We start from the raw sequence: 24545 nt of genomic DNA on the forward strand, positions 1-24545 counted from the left end.
ACATGATTGCGCAAAGCAGCAGGAATGGCAGACAGAGCGATATTTCAAATGGGAATGTGTATTAATCAGACAAGACCTCACCAGCAGGCGCGTTGTAAGCGGGGCGCGTCTGGTAGAAAAGGGCTTTGCGTTCACCAGGAAGGGTGAAATCGAAACCGCACTTTTGAAAGAACTCTTCAGATGACGTGATGGCCAGGACTTCAAAAACGTGCATCTCTCGGGCACGGTCAACAACGGCCTGCACGATGGCTTTGCCGACGCCTCGACCCTGATAAAGCGGGCTGACCGCGAGGCTGCGAAGTTCGCCTAACTTGGGAGAATAGATTTCCAGAGCCGCAAAGCCGACGATGCGGCCGGAAATCTCAGCGATAAAACCGTTTCTGGTGAGCACTTCCAGTTCGTCATGGGTTCGAGGAAGAAGCCGTCCCACGGCCACAAAAGGCACCAGAAATTCGGCCAGAGCAGGGACATCTTCGCGTAATGCCTGTCGCACGGTCATTTCTGGAATCGAAGAGTCACTCATGCCAACCTGTTACCTTTCTGGCCTTCCGCTGTAATGTCCGATGGCAGGCCACTCTTTCATCGAGAGCCTTATCACACGTTTTTGTGCCTGCCGAAATCATCAGAAGCAATTACCGGTGCTCTGGTGTTCTGGCGAGTTGTCGCAACGTGCGGAGATTCATCAGATCCAGATCTTCCCCATCACGTTCGCCTTTTTCTGTCTCAAGGTACATCGGGATTTGGGAAAAGCGAGTGTCATGCAGCAACCGCGAGAAGGGAATTCGCCCCAGGTGGCCTTCACCAATATGAGCATGCCGATCGACTCTGCTGCCGAATGGTTTTGCGCTGTCGTTCACATGGAAGGCCCGAATTCGCTCCAAGCCGATCAATGACGACAATTTCTCGAAGGTCTCGGCGTATTCGTCGGCAGTGGTCAATGGGTAACCAGCGGCGAACAAATGACAGGTATCGACGCAGATTCCAATACGATCCGGTTCATGCACGCCGTCCAGCATCCGGGCGAGTTCTTCAAACTTTGCTCCCAGGCAGGATCCCTGGCCTGCGGTTGTTTCCAGCCAGATTTGCGCACTCAAACCCCGGCAGGATTGATGCACATCATTCAACGCGTCGATGACGCGCTGGATGCCTGCCTCTGGGGTCGATTTCACCGCACTGCCCGGATGGAGCACCACACCGGGAATTTGCAGCGCCTCGGCACGCTCCAGTTCGTCTCGCAGAGCATCGCAGGATTTGTTCCAGAGAAGATCATCCGGACTGGCCAGATTAATCAGGTAGCTCGCATGGGCGCAGGTGTTTTGGATACCGGCAGACTCACGGGCTGTGGTGAAAAGGCGGGCATCTTCGTCTGTTAGCGGCTTTCCTTTCCATTGATTGTTATTCTTCGTGAAAATCTGGACGCAATCCATTTCCAGGTGGTGCGCGGCTTCAATGGCTTTGTAATAGCCACCCGCAATCGACATGTGGGCACCAAGAATTGACACAAGACACCTCCCGTTTTCAATGTGTGAATACCTGGGAACAATAGCCGAGTTTTGCCTGAGACGCACACCAGACGGTCATCTCTTCAGGCCGGTTGACATCATGAACGGGCGTTTTTTGAGAGGACTCGGGCCATGTGGTGGTTGATCTTTCCTGTCTTCCTGATGACCACGTTGCTGCTTGTCTGGAAGTGGCGGAGAGTTGTTATTCATTGCAGTCCGCCAATGCCCCATTGGAAAGCCCCGTTAGAAAACCAGTGCCCCATCGGCCCGTCTGTCACTGAGTCCCCCTCTCCTCTTGCTCATAAAGTCGATCCTCAAGAGGTTGAGGATGCTGCCCGCGAATTTCAGTCTCACTGGCAGGCTCTGGCAGAAACAGCCGAAAACTATCTATCGACCGGTGGACACCGAGGAATTTTCTGGAAGCAGTTTCAATGGGGAACATCGGCAGTACTTGCCAGTTGCCCCACGACGGTCGGCGTATGGGCTTTCGTCTCTATTGAACTGATGGTCGATACGGCAGCGAATGAAGAACTGGAAGATGCTCCCGGGGCCATTCAATGTAAGCTTGCCAGTGTTCTCTATCATTATGCTGACTTGTCGGGAGATTCAGAAATCGAGTCCCGGTTCTCGACTTTAGAGAAAGGGGCGGAAGCTATCGCCACCTTTGATCGTTCAGAACAGTCGGTGGGTTCTCCGGAAGATCTCCATGATGGTGATGTTGATAAGAACTCTATTGAGTCAGCGGCCCAGAAGTTCAATGGGTTATCAAGTCTGTCACGGCCCCGCTGGAGATTTGCCAGCCGGCTATTGATGAATTTGCCTCCTTTACAAGCCGTTCACAGGCTGGGCTACACGTCATGTGGTGAAATCCTACTCAAGAATTTGTGACTTGTTTCGGCAGAAACTGCCACGAGACGAGTCTTGAGATGAAAACGTCTTGGCAGAATGACTTGCGACTGCTTACAAGCGGCAAAACCCGCATAACACGTGTTCAAAACCTGTGAAGATGTAACGTTTGTAGCAATCATTCTAAATCAGCAGACCTGACGTTCATTGCCGTACACCATGCGCCGGGATGATTAACGATTCCGATACGTTCCACGAGAGATCGATAGGTACTCGCGCTCAAGAGACCTAAAGGTTGTGGAATATTCGGAATGGATGCCTGTCGGCATCATCCCCTGGCACTGCAAGGCTCGCAGGGAGGACTACAGTGGGACACTGTTTGTCTTCGGGATTTTTCCGAACACAGGGAATGTGTGATTGAGGAGCGCATGATGCAGTTTTCTCTACCAAAGTCCTGGCGGACTTCGCTGGCTCGGGCTGGCGTGATGCTGGGTGCTTTTGGCGCAATGGCGGTGCCCGTGTTCGCAGAAGACGCGACCACGCTTGCCGAACAGGCCAAACAGCGATTGAACGGACAAGTGGTTGCTGCTCCTGCTTCACCGATTTATCAGGTGAGCGCCATGAGCATGCAGGGTGAGGTTCCTCCTCCTGTTCCTGGTGCCAATGTGGGCCAGCCAGACCAGATTTTTGTTGATCCTGGCTATATCACTTCGGCTCCTGCCGAAGAAGAAGTCGGCCCATGGACACTGCAAGGTGCTCTGGGCGGGCCTTCTGATAACGGGATCGTTTTCGGTGGCTGGTTGGACGTTGGCTACCAAAACAATCCAGATCTGTCTTTCACAGACGCCGCTGAAGCAGGCCACGTCAACGTGAGCCAGCTCTATGGTTTCGTCAAGAAGGAAGCTGACGGATCCAAGGGCGTGGACTGGGGTTTCCGGTTCGACGCACTGTACGGTACCGATGGTAACGATGCCCAGTCCTTCGGCAACCCTGGTGGCCGTTGGGATAACAGCGGCAGCTTCGATCATGGTATCTACGAATGGGCCATGCCTCAGGCTTATGCTGAAATCGCTGTTGGCGATGTGTCGGTGAAAGTTGGTCACTTCTACACCATCGTTGGTTACGAAGTGGTGACTTCACCTGACAACTTCTTCTACAGCCGCCAGATCATGTTCTGGAACAGCGAGCCATTCACCCACACCGGTGGTTTGGCAACCTGGAAAGCTAGCGATAAGCTGACCGTCTGGGGCGGCTGGACAGCTGGCTGGGATACAGGGTTCGATCAATTCGGCGGTGGAAGCAACTTCCTGGGTGGTCTTAGCTATGCTGCCACCGACAAGCTGTCGTTGATTTATACCACAGCTCTGGGTGATTTCGGTGCTCGTGGCGACGGAGCGATCAACAGCTTCATTCTCTCCTACAACATCACTGACAAACTCCAATACGTGGGTCAGTACGACGTTCTGGGAACCAACAACAACGTGAACTTCCAGGTTAACGGCACCGCCCGTCAGTCCAATGGTCTGGTGAACTATCTGTTCTACACGATCAACGACAAGTGGAAGACCGGTGCTCGTTGGGAATGGTACAAGCCTGATGGCGTGTCGTACTACGAAATGACCTACGGCGTGAACTACAAGCCCATCGACAACTTTGTGGTTCGTCCTGAAATTCGCTACCAGTGGGCTCCTGGCATTGATTATGACCAGACCATTTTCGGTATCGACGCTATCTTCAAGTTCTAATTTGAAGCTAGTGCCGTGTCACGGCGTTATCTTGGGGTTTCATGCGTAGTCACGTCCTCCGATGTCGGACTTGACAACCTGTTCAACCCTGATTTTAAGCACTTGACAATGCACTAGTGTGATTGCATCAATCGCTGCTGCCGGAGATTTTTACATCTCCGGCAGCAGTTTGGCCTCATCGCGATCATGGATGTCCTGCGAGCCGCGGGAATGAGACTTTCTCTCATTCCCGTGTCTGTATTTATAGACCAGAAATTTGTCCGTTGTCTGTCGTCCGTCGTTAGTTAATGGGTTTTCAGACCTGGAACTTTCTGTGATGAGTCAATTCCTGCTTGGCATTGGCTTGCTCTTTCCGGTCATCAGCGCTGTCACCTTGATTTAGGCGACGCTGGAATATCGGCGAACAGGACGTCATTGCTCGGCGATCCTGATTCCATTCCTGGGGCCAATCATATTGACGGGCTGGATGCTTCAGGCAGATCGCCCCCTTGCGGGGTTTGGGGCGGCGTATGAAGGTCAGTCGCTCATCCACGCATGGGGCTTACGCCGCCAGATCGCAGGCTTTCGGGTGAGGGGTATTGAGGTATTTGTGTTTCAGAGAGATACCGATAACACTTCGTCGATGGCGATGTGCTCCCTTTCATTGAGAGCGATGCGTCTCCCCCTCTTCCGGCCTGCGGCAACCTTCTCACTCAAGGGAGAAGGGTATTGGGCTTCTCGACTGATTCTGATCGGAATGAGGTTCTCTCTGCACAATTGGCGAAGAGCGTGTGCACAAATGGCGAAGAGCGTCACCAACCTGACTCATTCGTCCCCCCGGACGGCAGATTGATGACGCTCTTTGTGATTGGCAGAGATCGCGTTAATTGCTGTCGACTTCTACTTCAAGACACTTCTGCTTCTTAACACTAAGATTTCACGGCGTTTTTGCCGTGCTCAGGAAGCTGAAGAGACCTTTGCGCGGTCGCTTGATTTCATCGGGCTTTTCATCGGCAACCTGGGTCTTATCCATGAGCAACTGAGCCAGATGAACGAAGCTTTTTGTCAGTCGTGTTTTAGGAGCCTGCAGAATAAGCGGCACGCCATTGTTCCGGGCTTCCACCATGACGGCATAGTCATTCGGAATTTGTGCATAGACTTCTCGACCCAACGTTTCCAATGCTTTTGTCAGGCTGATCTGGCTGTCTTCCAGCCCGATACGATTGACAACAATACGTGTCTTTTCGCTTAACCCCTCGTAGTTACTAAAGAATTGCAGCAGGCGCACGGTGTTTCTCAGGCTGGGAAGATCCAACTGAGTGATGAGCAGGATGACATCGGCCACTTCCAGAGCCGCAAGATCCGATGGCCCGTAGCTTTTACTGATATCGACGACCAGATGCGTAAAAGTCGCTTTGAGCAGCGCAATCACCCGGCGGAGAACATCGGGCGAGATGGCCACGCGGTCATCCAGTTGCACGGGACGAGGCAAGAGAAAGACGCCGCATTCATGCTTGGTCAGAGAGCGTTTTAACAGGGCATAGTCGAGACGGCTGATGTTGTCAGCGACATCCTGAATCGTGTAATCCGGGATGATATCCAGCCAGACGTCTGCATCTCCTAACGCAAGATCCAGATCAATGATCGAGACACTGGCACCTGGCTGAACCGCCAGTGCACAACCGAGGTTTACTCCCAGGGAGGTGCAGCCGATTCCTCCTGAGACACCGGCGAGCGCAATCACCTGACTGCTGCGGACGGTGCCATCGCTGCTGCGTGCTCCACCACCGGCCTGAATACGTTCAATGGCCGCCAGAAAGTCATCCAGCTTCAAAGGTGAACTGAGGAACTCGCGTGCGCCATTGCGCATCGCCTGGAGAATGAGCGAACCTTCTGTCGAACTGCTGATGACAAGAACTTGTGTTGTAGGAAGCTCTGACGCAATTCGCCCAACAAGTTCCAGTCCTTTTTGAGGATTCGCGTCGAGAGCGATGAGCGCAATATGGGGCTGTGTTTGCAGAATCACATCGGCAAAGAACTCATATTTCGAGCACTCTGCTTCCAGCCAGACCATATCGATGCCGAGAAGCAGCGTTTTTAACGCGTTTCTTGAGCTATCGTGAGGATCGACAAGTGCGAGTCGAATGACGTTTTTCATAGTTCAACCATCAAAAGTCGGCTGTCGCTGAAATAAAGTTTGATCCCAACGACTCAACAGAAAATCGTATCACATCCGGTTGAAACTCAATCAGCTTTGAAGTGAGTCCTGAGGCTATATGAGGAATAGGTTCCTCGATATTTGTTGCCTCTGATTAGTTTTAAGCAGTTGTCAGTTGTCAGTTGTCAGTTGTCAGTTGTCAGTTGTCAGTTGTCAGTTGTCAGTTGTCAGTTGTCAGTTGTCAGTTGTCAGTTGTCAGTTGTCAGTTGTCAGTTGTCAGTTGTCAGTTGTCAGTTGTCAGTTGTCAGTTGTCAGTTGTCAGTTGTCAGTTGTCAGTTGTCAGTTGTCAGTTGTCAGTTGTCAGTTGTCAGTTGTCAGTTGTCAGTTGTCAGTTGTCAGTTGTCAGTTGTCAGTTGTCAGTTGTCAGTTGTCAGTTGTCAGTTGTAGATACAGGGGGCTTATCTCGTTTGGGAAGCATCATCTCGTGGCAATTTCATGCTAAAAACTTAATGTCAGCCAATTGGGGGAATCTTCTCAGGGACGAGTTCCGGAAACGGGCTGAATCATTCCAGGGGCTGTTGCGGGCCTGGTCTCTCCCCGAGTTGAAGCGGGTTTTGGCCCTGAAAATCGCGAGGAATTGTTTGCAACAGCTTCTGAATTTTTGCTGGATGTCTGAGTCACGCCGGGTGGTGCCGGGATGTTGCCGGGAGGATAGGACGGATGGAAGTCAGTGGCGTTTGGCGTGGAATCAAAAGGTGCTGCCGGTATCGGGGCGAGTGACGGTTGCCCCGTCCCTCCTTCAGGTGGCGGAGGCAGCATGCTTCCCGGAGAAATCAGCCCGGGGGTTCCCGGAATGGGTGTGAGAGCCGGCGTGGGTGACAAACCAGACCCCATCACACCCGGCGGGGAACTGATGGTTCCTTGTGGGCCGCAGTTCGGGCAGGGGTCACCATAGCTGGGAACTTCAATTACGCCTTGAATGAAGAGTTCACGATCTGTAGGAACTGCGGTGCTGGTTCCTGGGAGCCTTTCGGGAACTTGTGAGGGATCCATGGCACTGACGAACTCGGGAGTGATCAAAACCAGAAGTTCAGTTTCGACTTCATCATAGTTCACCCGGCGGAACGCCGCTCCAATGAACGGAAGCTCGCCAAGAAAAGGGATTTTAGATGTTTGAGCGGTTTTGCGAGAAGAAATCAGACCGCCAATCGCCAGCGTCTGTCCGAAATTCATTTCCACCTGAGTTTCCACTGTTCGCTTGGTCAAACTGGGAACGGTTGTTCCGTCAAGAACAACTGCTGAGGTCAGGTCTCTTTCACTGACTTCGGCAATAATGGTCTGTTTCAGGTGTTTCGGTGAAAGAATCATCGGAACCGATTCCAGTCGAACACCATATTCGCGCCATTCAATCGCGATTGTTCCCAGACCTTGCGGGACGGGAATTGGAAATTCACCACCGCTGACGATTTTGGCTGGTTCGCCACTGCGGGTCACGATGGTGGGTTCCGCTTGGATTTTGAGCAGACCTTCCCGCCGCATGGCTTCCAGCAACCCGGCAAACGAGTAGTCATCGCCCACCAGACCAAGTGTCATGGTGGGGTTTGATAAGGACGACTGGGCCAGACTGGAGGCGATGGGGCCGCCGATTGGCAGCGTTAATGTATCGAGTGCTGTAATCGCTCCGGGCGTACTGGCAAAGGCTGCATTCCGACCGACGTAAGAGAAGTTAAATCCCAACGCCCGCATTTTGGCGCGCTGGACTTCCATCACTTTACATCGCAACTGCACCTGTTGTGGCCCCCCCATCTTCATCTGATTGAGGACGTTGGGATAGTAGAGCTTCGCGATATCCACAATTTCGGTGATCTGATGTGGTTCCACCACCCAGCCACGCAACAGGACATTGTCCCGGAGCTTGGTGACGGTCACGGCAGTATTGGGATACTCTCTCCTGAGTACGGATTGAAGGAGGCGGGCATCCCCTGTCACCATGACATCGATGGTGCTGATCGTGCCGTTTTCGTCGGTGATCACCAGGGTGGTAATCCCTTCCACCAGACCTTGAATTCGTAATTGATCGTGAGACAGAGCTGTTACGCCAACAACAGCCGGGTCAAAGCCGTCAACCCGCGTGATTTTGCGAGGGAACTGGACGACTTTGGCAAATCGTTCAGCAATCTCCAGCTTTGAGCGGGACGAATTGATCTGCACGATATCGCCTGCCATGGGCGCATGTGTTGGCTGGGCACAGGCTTGTCGGGTGCCAATCGAGAATCCAGCCGGGAACATCAGTGTCTGGCTGAAACACAGCCCGACAACGATGATGGCTCGTATGCGGCGTATGACGTTATGAATCAGCATCCCTGCACCTCTCGTTCAATCCATCGAACGATCTGAAAGACCTATAATTGCATGTCCCGCGAGCCTCGCAGACATCGGCTCGGCGGTTCCCGCTGAGATTTCTAGCGAAACTTATTCTTGAGAAACTCAAGCCTGGCCCGGCTTGAACTCCCGGAGTGATGTCACTTGCGATTCTTCAATGTCACCCTCTCTTTGTGGGAGAGGCCGGGGTTAAGGAATCACGAGTGTTTCCACCGGTGATCTTCCCCCCCTTATTCGGCCTTCGGCTACCTTCTCTCCAGTGCCGTGTCACGGCTTTGTCTTAGGGTTGATGTCGCCGCAACGTCCTCCGTTGTCGGACTTGACTACCTGTTCAACCCTGCTTTTCAACTTTGACAATGCACTAGGTGAGAAGGATTTGTTAGCTTACGGAGAGACTCTTCAAATGAACTGTGAGAACAACATTTACCGATTCAATGACTGACGTGTTTGAGAAGCAGAAGGCGACCCTGTTGGGACTTGTGCGTTTTTTTCTGTAGAAGCGGAAGGGGTTGCTGAAGTTGACGCTCCCGAGGAGGTCGTCGACTTCCCGGCGTTACTGACAGACCCTGGTGTTCTGGTTGTATTCAGCCCCAGCAGGCCAAGCCACCCAGGGATGGTTTTTGAAGGCTTGTCTAGCGACGCTGATGGTTGTGCTTCGGGAGCTTCGGGGAGTTCAAATTCGGCCACCTGCTTTTTATCGCCATTGAAGATTTCCACTTTCCATGTGGGCTTCGGTGGCGGTGGTGTTTCAACAACGGGAGGTGTTTCCTGTTTATCCAGAAAATCGGCAAATGACGGCTGTGCAGGCGATGGAGATGCGGGCAAGGCGTTGGCCACCGCTTCCGGATTCGTTGCTGCCGGAGCGTCTTCAGGATCATCAAAGAGTTCGGCCAGCTTGCGATCTAACGCAGACTCGTCGAGGTCTCCTGTCTGTTCGGATTCTTTATCGTTGCGACCACGCAGCAGCAGGTGCAGCTTTCCTCGCTGCTGAGCCAGTTCCAGCAGGCCACCCTGGTTGGGGTAAACCAGCAATGAAACGTTCTTGGACTGTGATGAATCTTCTTTGGCGGATTCCGCTCCCATCCGGACGGCGTCAGTCGCCCAGACCTGGATATATTGAAGAACAGTGCGGGTCTTGAACACCTTACCTACTTTTGGCTTGGTGTAGGAATAAGTAACTTGAATATCGACCCGGTCGCCCGGCGACAGCAAACCACTGTGAGTCATGGTGGCTGTTACGGGAACAGTTACGACGCGCATTCCATTGGGAATTTCCATGGAAGCACCGTACTCACCTTTGTTCCCCAGTTGCTTCTTCAGAACGTATTGCCCTTCATACAGCTTCACGCGGGGAGCACGCTTTTCATACTCTTCTTTGGTGGTGATCACGTCTTCATGAACTTCACTTTTGGAAACCAGTTTGAAGCCCACGCAAGTTTCATCGAGTGGTGTGCCAGCCTGAACTTCTTTGCGAGCAACCAGAACCTTAACCTTCGGCCCGCCGCCATCGTTGGCGCGGCTTCCTAAAGCTTGCTGAACTCCGACCATAGCGATCAGGCCACAGGCCACCGCTACGAGCATGAGGATCATGGGTTTTAATTTCATGGTACCACTCCGAGTGGAATCTCTTTACGGGAAGACGTCTGCCAAACAAGACTACGCCCAAGCATAGGTCACGTTTTCACAGTCGGTCGAAAGATTCCGCACTCGATACGATCAGCCACCCACCCTTTGGTGGAATGGACGCTGTCGTTCAACATCGGCCAAGGAATGGGGGACTCTTCAGTCTTTGACGAATGAAGGCATCAGAACGGTTGATCCGGGAATAACAGCGTTACTGCCTCTTCACATTCATTGGGCATCATGGATGACGTTTGCGTAAAGTTGATTGCGTGCTAACCCTGTTTGGTTCGCTTTTCAGGCAAAAGACAGATAATTTCCTCAAGTTCCTAACGAAAACAGGCCCTGCCATAAGTGGCAGAGCCTGCTGATATTTCGCTCGGGATTTCTTCAAGAACTAATCTGACTTAACCGGGCTGTCAGATCAGAACTTTGTTAGATCAGGCCGGCATACATGAAGTAGGCAATTGAACCAATACAAATGGGAATCCCGTAAGGGAGGAGCAACATCCGTGGCTTTCTTTCCGCGGCGATTTCCGACAGTTTGCGTGGATCGCGAATGGTTGTCCATTCTGACCAGATCAGAAAGGCCTGAGCGACGTGCTTGTAAAGATCGCGGCGGTAGCAGGCCATGATGACGGCCATGACAGCACCAACAACCACGGAGACGATAAACGCGTTCCAAGTGATTGAAGCGCCCAACCAGGCGCCCATGCCAGCCATCAGCTTGACGTCGCCAGCTCCCATTCCGCCCACAGCATAAAGCGGCAACAGGCAAGCCAGTCCCACCACCATACCGATCATTGAATCACCCAATCCGGCCCAGCCACCCATGACAGCGCCATAAATCAGGCCGCTGAGAACCATGGGGAAGGTGATCCAGTTCGGCACACGGAGTTCTTTACCATCAATCCAGGCGGCAATAACCAGAACGAGGGAGACAAATCGAACATCCCAGTTCTGCACGAGAAAATGCTGCCAGTCCATTTTTCCAAGACCTTTCACTCGAGGGGGCCGTTCCGCCACCGCAGAGGATCAGCGACAGGAACGAATGAGGTTGTCGGCGCACCAATGACGCCAGACTTACTGCGAGCTTAGGTCATGTTTCTGTGTCAGGCGGGGAAGATTTTCTTGATAAGCTCTGGCATGTCCAGAATAGAGCCGCCCTGGTTGAAAAACTGGCCTGCACCCATGGTGCTTTGGGCTGCATCGAGCCGAGTGCCAATAAAAAGAGCCAAACCGTAAGGTCTGGCTCTCAGTGGAGTTCTGGCAAATTGCAGCGAAGTTCAGGCAGAGGGGCATCGATAAAAAAAATCGTGCCGCCGGGCCTGTTCATCGTAGATATCGACAAGTTCCCGTCATGACTCACCCGGAACGGCGGAAGTCATGAGCAGGTTTGCAGACTATTCAGCGGCCTTATCAGCAGAGGCGGCCTTGGCAGCAAGCGCCTTGTTGAAAGTAATGGTCAGGCGCGACTTATCGCGAGCCGCCTTGTTCTTGTGAATGAGTCCGCGGGCTGCCATCTGATCAATCTTCTTGATCGCGACTCGCAGTTCCGTTGTGGCGGTTTCTTCGGTACCACTAGAAACCACGCTGACAAAAGCCAGTCGTGTTTTTTTCAGGGTTGTCCGCAGAACTGAACGCAGAATTCGGTTCGCTGCACGTCGTTTGAGTTGCTTGCGGAGAGAACGCCGTGCACCATCACTGTTAGGCATAACTTCTGAACCAGATTGACGTTATGTGGATTGACTTAAATAGGTGGAGACGCCTGATCAAGCGACCGGGCACTCCTCGGAAGGGTGATTCTAGCTGAGAACCACAGGATTTGCCAGCGAACAGACTTGTTGCGGAATTGTCTGCCGAATTGTTGTCCGGATGGGATGTCCTGACAGCGGGCACTGAAACTCATTTTCTCATAAAGAACTGGAGAATGCGATTCAGAGTTCAAGCCTGATGGTTCTTTAGCCCTTCATCTACGATAGAATTCGGGGTGAGCACTCTCTGGATCTCCTGATGACTCCCTAATAATGATTTTGCAGAAGTCATTTCCCCTGGCCTGAAGAACTGGCTATCTGAGACTTGGGGCAAGTCATCACGGGAAGGTTGCTTGCATGACTCTTGGCTGATGCTTCGGAGAATTGATGAACGGATATGCCCTTTGGTCGATCTTGCTGCTCGTCGGGGGACTGGCCACGCTGGTTCTCGAAATCTTTGTGCCCAGCGGAGGCATTCTGGCGTTTGTGACAGTCTCTTCGATTGTCATGTCACTTGTGTTTTCTGCCATGGCCTGGTGGACGCAGGCACCGATCCTTTTTGCGTTGCATCTGGCCACTGTGATTATTCTTGTCCCTGTCTGCCTGTTCGGGGCGCTTGGAATTTTGCCTCGAACCCGCGCTGGCAAGCGAATGCTGTTAGAACCGCCAGATGGCGACAGACTGAGGCTACAGGAACCACAGCCAAACGATCTCCAGCCTTTGATTGGGCAACTGGCTGTCGCTCGGACGATGCTTGCACCCAGCGGATTTATTTCGCTGGAAGGGAAACGATATTCCGCCACTTCAGAGAGTTCTCTGATTGAAGTCAACACGCGTGTGACTGTGGTCGGACTCAATGGAACCACGCTGGTGGTGCGAGCCGAAGTCGAGACGAAGGCCGAACCATCGAATGATGCGATTGGTCATGGCTTTGGAAACACGGCTGGTTCATCGGCCCCCTCACTCCAACCCTCTTCCGCGAAGGGAGAGGGAGTCTTCCCGGAGAGACTCTTAACGACACCGAACGGATTGCCCTTAGGCCCTGAATCTCATGCCCAGCCATTGATTGAGAAAACGACCGGCGAAAGCGACAAAGTCGAACTCGACCCGTTTTCACGATTGGCAGCCGAAGATCTGACAACTGAAGAATTACGGTTCGATCAGGAAAAGTCCTGAATCGACTTTCTCCGTTTGCTTTCGTGGGCATCCGTGAAAGAGAATTTGTTGAAGAGAATGCTTCACTTCTTGATTTGTCTTCTCAAGACAGTTAGACCGTAGCTGGATTCTCGTTGGAAGTACTGTCTCGACGAAGTCTTTCTTTCATCTGTCGATGTCAGTTCCCACACCCTGCAGCAAGAGGCTCGAATGCACCACAACGTTCCGCTGGCACCGATGTTTATGCTGGCTCAAAATCAAACGGCCGTCATCATTGGCATTACAGCCGTGGTGGTGATTGTTGTTCTGGTGATGTCCTACTTGATGATGAGGTTTTTTGGTCTTTGGATTCAGTGCAAGTTGACCGGCATTGGTATCGGCTTTACCCAGTTGCTGTTCATGACGATTCGGAAAGTCGATCCCGATGTGATTGTGCGAGCGAAAATTATGGCCGTTCAGTCGGGGCTGACAGAAGTTCATCCCATCTCGACCCGGGATCTGGAGTCACACTATCTGGCACGGGGTAATGTGCTGAATGTGATTAAGGCGATGGTGGCAGCTTTTCGTGCCAAGATCGACCTCAATTGGCAGACCGCGCAAGCCATTGATCTGGCGGGGCGTGACTTGCTGGAAGCTGTGCGGACGAGTGTTTATCCCAAAATCATCGATTGCCCCGATCCCCGTAAGGGAACGACGACGCTCGATGCTGTGGCCGGCGACGGAATTCAATTGAAGGCCCGGGCACGCGTCACGGTGCGAACCAACCTGCAACAACTCATTGGCGGGGCGACCGAAGAAACGATTATTGCTCGCGTGGGACAGGGGATTGTCAAGGCGATTGGATCGACAAAAAGTTATAAAGTCGTACTCGAAAACCCCGATCGAATTTCTCAGACCGTTCTGGAGTTAGGGTTAGAAGCGAACACCGCTTTTGAAATTGTTTCCATTGATATTGCAGATATCGATGTGGGAGAAAATGTGGGTGCCCGCCTGTCGGCTGATCAGGCGGAAGCCGATATGCGTGTGGCTCAGGCCAAGGCCGAACAGCGGCGAGCGGAATTTACGGCTCGTGAACAGGAAATGATTGCTGAAGTACAGGCTAACCGGGCAGAAGTCGTGCTGGCTGAAGCAGAAGTTCCCAAAGCGATTGCTGAAGCCTTCCAGAATGGATCATTGGGCTTACTTGACTATTATGAATTAAAGAACGTGCAGGCCGATACACAGATGCGTTCAGCGATTGCCGGCCAATCGGTGAGTCAGCGAACGTAGCCGTGACTACAAAATCAGCGGTTATCGTATGGCCGTGGCCCATGTGTCGCTCAGCCAGCAGTCATTTGAGTTTTCGAGAAGGATCTGGTCATGCCATGGGCCGATTGGCGGTTTGCTCCGCTCCTTGCCATTGATGCTGGTCAGATCATTGGCTTGCTGGTGCTGTTATTTACTGTTTTAAGCTGGGTTGTCAGCGCTATTCAGGGTGCGCAAAAAAACTTTGCCGAGAAGAATGCGAAGGGCAACCGCAATCCAGGCCCTCAAGCTTCGACTGCCACAAAGATTGAAGACTTTTTGCGGGAAGCGGGAATGAAACTTCCCTCTGACTCTCAGAAGCAGATGGCACAAAACGAGCAGGCGCGCCAGCGTCAGGTGGCTCTGGAAAGGCGACGGGCTAAAGAACAGCGAAAAAAAGAGAAGGCTGCGGCCTCCACTCCCGCCGCGCCAGTCAATCGCACTTTGAGGCAGGAGATGGCGTCACGCGACGCTCAAAGATCAAGCTGGGGAGAGACTTCGCAAACGCAAAACGCCGACCATCCTTCCCTGCGGACATCGAAGTTGGCGACCACTGGCGCTGGCTCACAAACCAATGGTTCTGGCCAGGGGAATCTTGCCGGTCAACAAACGTCCCAGTTGTCAGATACGTCGCGAGCTAATGTTTCCCAATTTGGCTCGCTCGGATATTCTGTCGGTAATCAGGCAGGTGCTCAGACGGAGAATCTCTCTGATAATGCATCTGGCGGAGCGGTGACCGAAAGTGTGCACCCCCTCGTTGCGATGTTACGCAAGCCCGGTGGTATGGCAACGGCTGTGCTTCTCAATGAGATTCTTTCCAAACCACGTGCACTGCAACGTGATCATCAGTCGTAAAGACTCGTTGCTGTGTCTCGTCGCTTGAAGATATTCCGTTAATGAATGTTCCGTGTACCATGCCCACGGGCCTTTGGCGACTGATTATCGGCAGGCAGGAATCTCCGAGGCAACATGATCATTTGTGAGACCGAAAGACTCTACCTGCGAGAGTGGGTGCCAGATGACTGGAAGCGCTTTCGCCCGTTAGCAACCGATCCTCGGGTGCTGAAATATATCGGTGATGGCCAGCCCTGGGACGATGAACGCATCAAAGCCCGGATCGCCAGTTGGATGGAATTGAGTCAACATCGCGGCTGGATTCTCTGGCCCATCATCCATCGTGAAGATGCCGCATTGATCGGCTTTTGTGGTTTTGGCGATGGGTTTCCCCCTGATGTGGAGATTGGCTGGAGACTGCTGCCAGAGTATTGGGGGCAAGGATTTGCCACGGAAGCAGCCACAGCCGTTATTGATTATGGTTTTCGGAGATGGGGTTTTTCTCGTCTGATCTCTGTGGCGCAGCCTGCAAACAAGGCGTCTGTGCGCATCATGGAAAAGTTGGGAATGGGATTCGACCGGTCTTTTCAACACCATGGAATTGAGGTTGTCTGCTACTCAAAAAGCCACCCGGCCTTGCAGATTGACCAGACAACAAAACTTCTGATACGTCCTTATCAGAGAGAAGATGAGGCAGAGGTTGCTGGTCTGTGGACAGAGGTCTTCCCCAGTCCTTCACCGTGGAATATACCCCTTGAAGACATCCGGAGAAAACTCACTGTTCAGCCAGAACTTTTCCTCGTCGGTCTGGTGAATGATCGAGTTGTGGGAACAGTGATGGCGGGCTTCGATGGGCACCGGGGCTGGTTGAATCTGGTTGCCATTCACCCTGACAATCAGCAGCAAGGACTGGGAAGAGCGATCATGTGTGAAGCCGAGCGGCGCTTGCAAGCAATCGGCTGCTCAAAGGTGAACCTTCAGATCCGATCGACCAATACAAATGTTGTCGCGTTTTATGAAAGCCTGGGGTACGAAATTGAAGATCGCATCAGTATGGGAAAGCGTCTGAAGCCACCGGCTTTCTGAATTCCTGGAGTGGTAACGCCCGTTTCTATTTGACGCATCTCAGGAAACGCCATGGATCTGCTCGATCGCCTGCTGGGACATGATTCGTGGACAACGTGTCGGTTGCTCACTTTGGCCGAAGCGCTTGATGAAGGACAACTCGATCAAGAATTCGAGATTGGCCATAAAACCGTGCGCCGAACCTTTGAACACATGATCTGGAACGTGGAGTGCTGGACTGATCTGATGAAGAGCCGGCAAGTTCGCTCTCATTCAGCATGCCCCTCTTCACTGGAGGTGTTGCAAGAGCGGCACGAGACTGCGACAGCGGAGTTCATTCAATATGCTCGTGAAGTGGTCGACCAAAATCGGCTCGATGAGTCTTTCTGGGACACCCTTGACGATCCTCCCCGGCAGAAAACCTTGGGGGGAGTCATCGTTCATCTCGCCACTCATGACATGCACCATCGAGCGCAGTTGCTATTTATGATGAAGCGGCTGGGAGTTAAGGAACTTCCCGAAGGGGACGTTCTCAGCTGGGAGTTTTCACAGCGTCAATGAACTTCTTAGACGAATCGCAATTTGAAATCGCACGTTGAAGATCGCAAGAATGCTTGCCCAAATCTGCAAACATGGCACACCGCTTTGGAAACACTGAAGTTTATCGCCCCCCTCACCCCAACCCTTTCCCACGAGGGAGAGGGGGCCTTCCCGGACAGTCACTTAGTACTGGGTGCGGAGTCAATTACGCCATGCCGCGCTTCATGAATTCAAGAGCGTTTTTCGCAAGGTAAGCTTCGTCCGGGAACATGCGACGCCAGATTTTGGTGGCAGCGGCAATGGCAGGCAATGACAGGCCAAAGGCTTCGACGGTCAGCCAGCCATCGTAGTTGAGTTCTTTGAGCATTTTGAAAGTGGTGTCGAAATCGACATGTCCTTCACCCGGTGTTGACCGGTCGTTTTCCGAAATATGAACATGCACCACCTGATCCCAGCAGCCTTTCATTGCAGCGGCAAGGTCTTTCTCTTCGATGTTGGCATGGAAGGTGTCATACATCATCTTGAGATTCGGATGATTAATCTCGCGGCAGAACCGGGCATCATCAGCGGCTGAATTCAGGAAATAACACTCAAAGCGGTTGAGGTATTCGCAAACGAGAGTGATGTTGTTTTTCTGAGCATAATCAGCCGCCCTGGTGAGTGTCTCTTTGCCCCAGTTCCACTCATCAGCTGTCGCCCCCTGGCCACTGAACGAACCGATGGCTGAGTGAATCGGGCCGCAAAGGTGGGTCACACCCGCAGCGGCACAGCAGTCAATCGCCTTCTTGAGACGAGTCACAGCCGCTTCCCGGATGGCCTGATCAGGAGAAATCGGATTCTCGGTATCGGTGCAGATCGTGACCGCCGTCCGCCCCAGTTCTAATCGGGAAAGCTCTTTGCCAAGTTTTTCAAAGCGAGCAACGTCCATATCGAAAATGGGGAGTTCAACACCATCGTAGCCGTAGGACTTCAGTTCCTCGAGCAGCGGGAAATGCTCTTCGTTCACATCGGATGTCCAGAGGAGCATGTTCATGCCGTACTTCATCGATCGTTCCTCGCTTCATGGTGGCCAATGGGGGTGTTAAACAGTGGTACTTTATTCAACGACTTCAGCCGTAAGTCTGAGAGATGACCATTTACGGATGACGAATCGATGATATGGGCCAAGGGTACAATTCTTGGGGCAAGAGTTCATCTGTCCTTTGCTCGACAAGTTTTCTCGCCGGGGCCAGAGCCAGTTCCAACGAGTCGGGCAATGGCTCCAGGCCAATCCGCTTCCAGACTTGCTGCAACCGCCAGGCGAGTAACTGATTGTCGGCATAATCGACTAGAAATCGTTCTTCGATAAAAGCCGGAATGAACCAGTCCAGGGATGTCGTGGGGCGATTTGATGCCAGATTGACAACTTTCTCAACAATCGCTGGATCAACCTGTTGCATGGTTTGATAATAACGATCCACCGCATAGGGCGCGCGAGCCATCAGGCTGGCGTCGAGCAGCAGTTCCGTCGCAATATGGGCCAGAAAACCACTGCGAAACCCGTCTTGTGCCCCCCAGGCGGCTCGAAAATCCAGCGTCAATTGCGCCATGACTTCCTGAAACGCCACCGTCCGATGAAACCAGAGGTCGTCATGGTGATGCTGCTCAATCCCGCGAAGAACCGCCGTTGCACACACCCTTGATGACGGATCCGGGAAGGCTTTGGTTAAAGCGTCGTCCGAGAGTCGTTCTGGTCGCGGACGTGTTCTTCGGGCGATGGTTCCCAACCAATCAGGAACCGCTGTCCCCGCACAAAACCAGGGATTGTCGAGATATGGCAAGGCATGAGTCAGATAATTCAAGCCGATCTCCACGGGGATTATCACAATTGACAGGTTTTCTCTCTGCCAATCCCTTTACTCTGAGGGGATTCGCTGTTGCCTGCAACGAGCCATCCCGCGTAATTTCAAGAGGATCACAGAAAATCCCGTGACACGAAATTGAACAGGAATGTCGATGGCACCTGTTTGCCCGTAAGGAGGGAATCATGTCTCTGCGTATTTTTAAGACATGGACTCTGATCGCAAGCCTGTTGATATTGGCCGCCGCTTTGGAGAAGCCTGTCGTTTTTGGTCAAGCACCAGGAGGATCGTCCTCAATTGGCAAGCGAGCTGACGCCAAACGTAGCGAGAGCGTGCCCACCACCTTGATTGGCATGGAACTGCTCACGGCCGATCCTTCAGCGGCATTGAACGCTCATTCCTGGAGAGGCGCGCTTCAGGAGATGGACGTCACGCTCAGTACCCGCAAGCCAATCCTTGACGATAAGCCGCGCGTTGATCAGCAGATGCTGGGGACACTGCGAAAGATCACCATCGTGGCCCAACTCCTGCGGGATGGTTCCATAAAAACAGATCGCAAAACGTTTTCTCAACGGGACGTGGCGGCTCTGAAGGAGTGGATTGATGAATTGCGGGTTTATGGTGCCCAGGGAGCACCTCAAGGGCAACCCCTCTGGGGATTGAGCGAAGTGCAGTTTAACCCTCTATTCGACGCACTGAGTCAGCCGCTGGAAGTGGAACTGAAAGGGAAGTCATTGGCTGAAGTGATGGCTGCGTTCCCTGCGAGAGGACGTTTCCCCCTGAGAGCTTCCGAACAGACCGCCCTGGCGATTTCTCAACGGGATGAGTCCCGGCGTCTGGTAAGGCAGGCGGTGGAACGTTTCACGATCGGTACTGCATTCGCCTTGGCACTGCGGGACTTGGGTCTGGGCTACCGGCCCAGGCGAACGCCAGCCGGTGATGTCGAACTGGTCATTGATCCGCTACCAGAAAAACTCTCGGCACCAGTCGCCGAAACGGTTGATTTCTGGCCTGTGGGATGGCCCACAAAAGTTGCCTCACAAAAGCTGGCACCAGGGCTGTTTACGATTCAAGCCATGACGATTGACGGCCTGCCTTTGGGGGAAGTGCTGGTCAAGGCCCAGACTGAGGGAAAGGTGCCCATTTACTTTGATTTTGCTGCGATTGACCGGGCCGGAATTGATATTGTGACGCCCAAGGTGAAATCTTCACACAAGAAAACCAGCTGGAGCGTGGCGGTGCGCAGCGCGGTCTCTCAAGCGGGCCTCTCACGGGAATTACTCCAGGACGAAGGAGGACATCCCTTTCTCTGGATTTACAAAAATCCGAATTCCATTGACTGAAATTCACCGTCAATTCCCCCAATCATTCCATAACGCCTATGGCCTGAGTGATTTCCGCCTCATCGGGAACTTGCTTCTTCAGGAAGAACCCTCGTACGGCAGTGTCTGGTCGATCGGCATAAACGGCTTGAAATAAGTCGCATTCACTCCATTTGAGGGATGGCATAAATTCGAGGCATCGTGTTGAAAAATGGGTGTTTCGATCGATACACCCCTTTGCCCCCCCCCGAAGTGCGGCGGGAACATTTTCGCTGATAGGTCGCCACCATGTTGACTGTTGCCGATGTCGAAGCGGATTGTGGACAGCAGCATCTCGCTCAACCCTCTGAAGTTGACCGGCAGTGGGCGCCGCTCATGTTCTATGCTTCACTGACCTCGCTGGTCTTCTTAAGCGGGGTGCTGCATCTGCATGACCGGCCCGAGTTTTTGCCTCTCTTTGCAACATGTGCAGCAGTCTCACTCGCCATCTACCCTCTGTATTGGGCAGAGCTGTTTGCCCGTTGGGTGGCCCGTGATCCCAAGTGGCCACGATTTCTCCTGTACTGCCTGCTGCCCCCCTTGCGTCTGACGTGCCGCAGCCAGGATCGACGGAACGTCTGGTTCCCGTACTTAGGTTGGACACCCGTCGGCCCGGCTTCATTCACGATGATGCAAAATCGTTTGGCCGCTCCACTTTTCGGTGTGGCCATGACGGTATTGCCGCTGATTGCGATCGAGTTTATCTATCACGAAAAGCTCTCGGCAGATGCCAGACTGGATGCTGCTGTCCGTTGTGGCACAGCATTTGTCTGGCTGGCCTTTACTGTCGAGTTTTTCACAATGATCAGTCTGACCGACCGGCAGACGAAATATATTCGTACGAACTGGCTGGATCTGGCGATCATTCTGATGCCGCTGGCGATGTTCGCTCAAGCAGCACAACTCGGTGGCATCCTGCGATTGCAACAGCTTTCCAAGTTGGGAAGAGCCTACCGGCTGCGGGGAGTCGCGATGCGGATGTTCCGCGTGCTCTTACTGATGAAAGCGACTCAAAAGATCATGTCTCCCGTCTCTGAGGGGCGCTTGGCACAACTTCGGGAAGAAGCGATCGAAGTGGCTCAGAAATTGGCAACATTACAGCAGCAGATCAAAGATCTGGAACGTGGACTCCAAGAGAAGAAACTTGCACGGCTAAATCAGATTGGTATGAAAACAGCCAAGCCGGTGGAACTCACCGACGCTGCTTAAACCACGCAAGTCAGAGGCGAACGTTACCCGTTGATACCCTTAATAGAGGCAGCGTGTCTGGGTGGTTGATAGCGGGTCGTGCCGTGTCACGGCTTTGTCTTCGGGTTGATGTCGGCGCAACGTCCTCCGTTGTCGGACTTAACAACAGAAGAGACCCGGATTTTATACTTTGACAATGCCGTAGTTATCGGTGGTTGTTGTCTTATTGAAAATTTATGTACAAATGGTGCATTGCGCTGGCGCTTCATACTCCCTACATAATACATAACAATCCAATACTTCTTGAGCAGCGGCACGCCCTCGCCTCTCCCACCAGAATCCCCTTGCGTCCCCTTACGGGGTTTGTGGCCCCCTCGCGGGGTTTGGGCCTATCGGCCGGGACGTGAGCTAAAGGCCCGCAGGCTCGTTGGCCTGCTGGTCGGTCGTTGATCCACGTTTGGTATTACGCCCCCCCTTGCGGGGTTTAGGGCGGCGTATGCAGTCAGTTGTTTGTTCACGAATGGGTCTTACTCCGCCAGCCCCTTGCGGGGTTTGTGGCGGCGTATATGGCCAGTTGTTTGTTGATGAATGGGTCTTACGCCGCCAGGACGCCGGAATGAGAAGGGAAAGAAGGATGCTTTTCGCGCAACAAAGGGCGTTAGGGTAGAGAGGCTTCGTTTTGGGTGCACCTCGCAGGTTGAGGTCTTTTTCGCCTGTGATTCCGGACAGAAGGCTTTCTATCGGCTCGGTCAGGGCCACCCTTTGCCAATGGGGAGTCATTCCCATTGGCGGAAGCGCCGATTGTGGACGCTTCCCTCGAATTCGAGACTGAAAAACAGTCAAACAACAGATGCGAACTGCTCACGCAGAACACCTCTGATGCCCGACTGAATGTTTTTTATTGGCACTTATTCATTCGCCACTTCTTGTGACGGGGGAATGCCAACACAATCACGTTTGATTCAGATAACACTGTATCAGACAGGCCGACGGGATGTTGTCAACGAGGGTGACTTCGTTGAGTGATGTTTCGTGGATTGGCCCTGATCGGCCCCCTTGCGGGGTTTGGGGCGGCGTATGGGGGCCAGTCGTTGATCCACGAATGGGTCTTACGCCGCCAGAAGGATGGTGTTTAGTGATTGTTGAGGTGGGTTGCAGGATATATGTCGAGTTGGTGCTTAAATACTTGCGGGGTTTGTGGGTTGCGCAAAGCCTTAACCCACCCTACCGTTTAATAACGGTTTATATCTACTTGTAACGAGTCGTTCGGAGTTGGTGCATTGCGCTGCGCTTCATGCACCCTACGTAGTAAATTCTTGGCGATAGTAGGCGTTTTTTATGTAGTGAATATCTATTAAAAACAGCCCTCTCCCCGGCCCTCTCCCATCGGAATAGGCGAGGGGGCTAATGCCTTGTTTCACGCTATCGTGGGAGGGCGAATGTGTTGAAAATCAACCATCCATTGGGGGGCGTAAGCCCCAAACGTGGATCAACAACCGATCAGCAGGCCAACGAGCCTGCGGGCCTTTAGCCCACGTCTCGGCCGATAGGCCCAAACCCCGCAAGGGGGTTAGGCGTGGGGTTCGGTCATGCTGAATGGGTCGAGGGCTTCGGTCAGCTGCTCTTCCGACAGCACCTTTTGCTCAAGGCAAAGCTGACGAATGGTCTTGCCGGTCTTGAAGGCTTCTTTCGCCAATTGAGCGGCTTTTTCATAGCCAATATAAGGATTGAGGCTGGTGACCATCGCCAGGCTCTTTTCAATCGAGGCTTCACAGGCTTCTGTATTCGCTTCCATGAGTTTGGCGCACAGGTCGTCGAAGGCCTTCACGCCGCCAGCCATGACCACCACGCTGTTGACGGTGGTCTGCCCCATGACGGGCATCATGATATTCAATTGGAAATTGCCGCCGGTCGCTCCACTAAACGCAACAGTTTGATCGTTTCCAATCACCATGGCAGCGACTTGCATGAGGCTTTCACACATGACGGGATTCACCTTGCCCGGCATGATAGAACTGCCCGGTTGAAGATCTGCCAGAATCACTTCATAGAAGCCACAGCGAGGCCCCGACCCCAGCCAACGAATGTTATTGGCCACGTTAAACAACGTCACTGCAATGGCTCGCAGATGACCATGACATTCCACCAAGCCGTCTCGCTGGGCACTGGCTTCAAAGTGATTGACCGCTTCAATGAACGGAATGTTGAGTTCTTTGGCCAGCACTGCGCTCACTCGGGCACTGAATTCGGGATGGGTGTTGATCCCTGTCCCGACAGCTGTTCCACCCACTGGCAATTCGAGGACAGCGGTCAATGCCTGGCGGGCACGCTGTACAGAGAGTTCCAACTGCCGGGCAAACCCGCTGAATTCCTGTCCCAGCCGGATGGGGGTGGCATCAGCCAGATGTGTCCGGCCAATCTTCAATACCTTATCCCAGTCAGCAGCCTTTTTGGCCAAGGTCTTAGCCAGTCCTTCCAGCGCGGGGATCAATTGTGCCTGGATCGAATGAGCCACCGCCACATGGATCGCAGTGGGGAAAGTGCAGTTCGTCGACTGCCCCATATTGACATGATCGTTGGGATGGATGGGCTTTTTTGCTTCAAAACGGTTACCGCCAGCGAGTTCCACCGCACGGTTGGAGATCACTTCATTGACGTTCATATTGCTCGAAGTTCCCGAGCCGGTCTGAAAGACATCAATGGGGAACTCATCGTCCCATTTGCCCGCAGCCACTTCCTTTGAAGCGTCAAGCATGAACTGCACCTGAGCATCGGTCAGTTTGTTCTTGCCGGTATTGGTCAGTTTTCCGAGATCGCGATTCGCCACACCACAGGCATACTTGACCCAACCCATGGCTCGAATCAGTTCGGGATGCAGCGTTTGCCCCGAGACCGGAAAGTTTTCGACAGCCCGCTGTGTCTGAGCGCTGTAGTACGCTTTTGCAGGGACATGAACTTCGCCCATCGAGTCAGTTTCGATGCGAGTCTCGGACATTGTCGGTGCTCCTCCCCTTACGGGGTTTGTGGCGGCGTATGGAGGTCAGTAGTTCATCCACGTTTGGGTCTTACGCCGTCAGAAGGTCATTCTTTTACGTTTGACTTTCAACAAGCACATTCGGCCTGGCAGGCTTCTGGCATTGCGATGTGACCCGTAGCCAGTGGTTCCTTGATTCTGAAGAACTGACTCGTGAACCGAAACTGAGCAGCACAAGATTCCTGAGAATCGTTCAAAGATGAGCGAGGGCAGCTTTCAGAGGGCAATGTTTTTTGCCAAACATTCCACTAAAAGGC

Annotated in this window: 19 protein-coding genes; 9 read left to right on the plus strand and 10 right to left on the minus strand. The window is 52.9% G+C overall.

From position 1 onward, the window contains the following. Positions 1-61: 61 nt before the first annotated feature. Positions 62-523, minus strand: coding sequence for a GNAT family N-acetyltransferase (locus tag SH287x_RS12790; protein WP_479514699.1), 462 nt, complete (start codon positions 521-523; stop codon positions 62-64). Positions 524-632: 109 nt separating this feature from the next. Continuing rightward, the gene (locus tag SH287x_RS12795; RefSeq protein ID WP_479514700.1) at positions 633-1502 is read right to left on the minus strand and encodes a deoxyribonuclease IV; all 870 of its coding nucleotides are present in this window, start codon (positions 1500-1502) and stop codon (positions 633-635) included. A 132-nt stretch (positions 1503-1634) separates the two neighbouring features. On the opposite strand from SH287x_RS12795, the gene SH287x_RS12800 reads away from it, so the two are divergent. Together SH287x_RS12800 and SH287x_RS12805 are read left to right on the plus strand one after the other, a co-directional pair. Next, entirely contained in the window at positions 1635-2390 is a 756-nt protein-coding gene (locus tag SH287x_RS12800; RefSeq protein WP_479514701.1) for a hypothetical protein, read from the plus strand. 386 nt (positions 2391-2776) lie between these two features. After that, complete coding sequence (locus tag SH287x_RS12805; protein ID WP_479514702.1) at positions 2777-4093, plus strand: porin; 1317 nt, start codon at positions 2777-2779, stop codon at positions 4091-4093. Positions 4094-5009: 916 nt separating this feature from the next. Here the strand turns inward: SH287x_RS12805 and SH287x_RS12810 are convergent. The 5 genes from SH287x_RS12810 to rpsT all read right to left on the minus strand — a co-directional run bounded on the left by SH287x_RS12810 (position 5010) and on the right by rpsT (position 11947). After that, positions 5010-6230 (minus strand): CpaE/TadZ family protein, encoded by a 1221-nt coding sequence (locus tag SH287x_RS12810; RefSeq protein ID WP_479514703.1) that lies wholly within the window; start codon positions 6228-6230, stop codon positions 5010-5012. A 534-nt stretch (positions 6231-6764) separates the two neighbouring features. Continuing rightward, entirely contained in the window at positions 6765-8591 is a 1827-nt protein-coding gene (locus SH287x_RS12815; RefSeq protein ID WP_479514704.1) for a type II and III secretion system protein family protein, read from the minus strand. A 444-nt stretch (positions 8592-9035) separates the two neighbouring features. Continuing rightward, the gene (cpaB, locus tag SH287x_RS12820; RefSeq protein ID WP_479514705.1) at positions 9036-10217 is read right to left on the minus strand and encodes a Flp pilus assembly protein CpaB; all 1182 of its coding nucleotides are present in this window, start codon (positions 10215-10217) and stop codon (positions 9036-9038) included. Between the two features lie 450 nt (positions 10218-10667). Beyond that, positions 10668-11219, minus strand: a complete 552-nt coding sequence (locus tag SH287x_RS12825; RefSeq protein ID WP_479514706.1) for an A24 family peptidase — start codon at positions 11217-11219, stop codon at positions 10668-10670. A 416-nt stretch (positions 11220-11635) separates the two neighbouring features. Further along, positions 11636-11947 carry a 30S ribosomal protein S20 gene (gene rpsT / locus SH287x_RS12830; protein WP_479514707.1) on the minus strand — a complete coding sequence of 104 codons (312 nt, stop codon included), beginning with the start codon at positions 11945-11947 and terminating at the stop codon, positions 11636-11638. Positions 11948-12373: 426 nt separating this feature from the next. Between rpsT and SH287x_RS12835 the strand changes: the two genes are divergently transcribed. The 5 genes from SH287x_RS12835 (at position 12374) to SH287x_RS12855 (ending at position 16885) form a co-directional block, all read left to right on the plus strand. Beyond that, on the plus strand, positions 12374-13162 hold the full coding sequence (locus tag SH287x_RS12835; protein WP_479514708.1) for an NfeD family protein: 789 nt from the start codon (positions 12374-12376) through the stop codon (positions 13160-13162). Positions 13163-13351: 189 nt separating this feature from the next. Then, positions 13352-14410: a flotillin-like protein FloA gene (floA, locus tag SH287x_RS12840; RefSeq protein WP_479514709.1), complete on the plus strand. Its 1059-nt coding sequence runs from the start codon at positions 13352-13354 to the stop codon at positions 14408-14410. A gap of 90 nt (positions 14411-14500) precedes the next feature. After that, positions 14501-15280 (plus strand): hypothetical protein, encoded by a 780-nt coding sequence (locus SH287x_RS12845; RefSeq protein WP_479514710.1) that lies wholly within the window; start codon positions 14501-14503, stop codon positions 15278-15280. A 114-nt stretch (positions 15281-15394) separates the two neighbouring features. Further along, complete coding sequence (locus SH287x_RS12850) at positions 15395-16345, plus strand: GNAT family acetyltransferase (protein ID WP_479514711.1); 951 nt, start codon at positions 15395-15397, stop codon at positions 16343-16345. 51 nt (positions 16346-16396) lie between these two features. Continuing rightward, positions 16397-16885, plus strand: a complete 489-nt coding sequence (locus SH287x_RS12855) for a DinB family protein (protein WP_479514712.1) — start codon at positions 16397-16399, stop codon at positions 16883-16885. 184 nt (positions 16886-17069) lie between these two features. Here the strand turns inward: SH287x_RS12855 and SH287x_RS12860 are convergent, their stop codons facing one another. After that, entirely contained in the window at positions 17070-17909 is an 840-nt protein-coding gene (locus SH287x_RS12860) for a sugar phosphate isomerase/epimerase family protein (protein ID WP_479514713.1), read from the minus strand. 91 nt (positions 17910-18000) lie between these two features. Then, positions 18001-18705, minus strand: a complete 705-nt coding sequence (locus SH287x_RS12865) for a hypothetical protein (protein WP_479514714.1) — start codon at positions 18703-18705, stop codon at positions 18001-18003. A 185-nt stretch (positions 18706-18890) separates the two neighbouring features. Between SH287x_RS12865 and SH287x_RS12870 the strand changes: the two genes are divergently transcribed. Further along, entirely contained in the window at positions 18891-20048 is a 1158-nt protein-coding gene (locus SH287x_RS12870) for a hypothetical protein (protein ID WP_479514715.1), read from the plus strand. 267 nt (positions 20049-20315) lie between these two features. After that, a complete protein-coding gene (locus tag SH287x_RS12875) occupies positions 20316-21275 on the plus strand; it encodes a hypothetical protein (protein WP_479514716.1) in 960 nt (319 codons plus the stop codon). 1549 nt (positions 21276-22824) lie between these two features. On the opposite strand, the gene SH287x_RS12880 is transcribed toward SH287x_RS12875, so the two are convergent. Beyond that, complete coding sequence (locus SH287x_RS12880) at positions 22825-24249, minus strand: class II fumarate hydratase (RefSeq protein WP_479514717.1); 1425 nt, start codon at positions 24247-24249, stop codon at positions 22825-22827. Positions 24250-24545 lie beyond the last annotated feature (296 nt).

The organism is Planctopirus sp. SH287 (assembly GCF_056500625.1).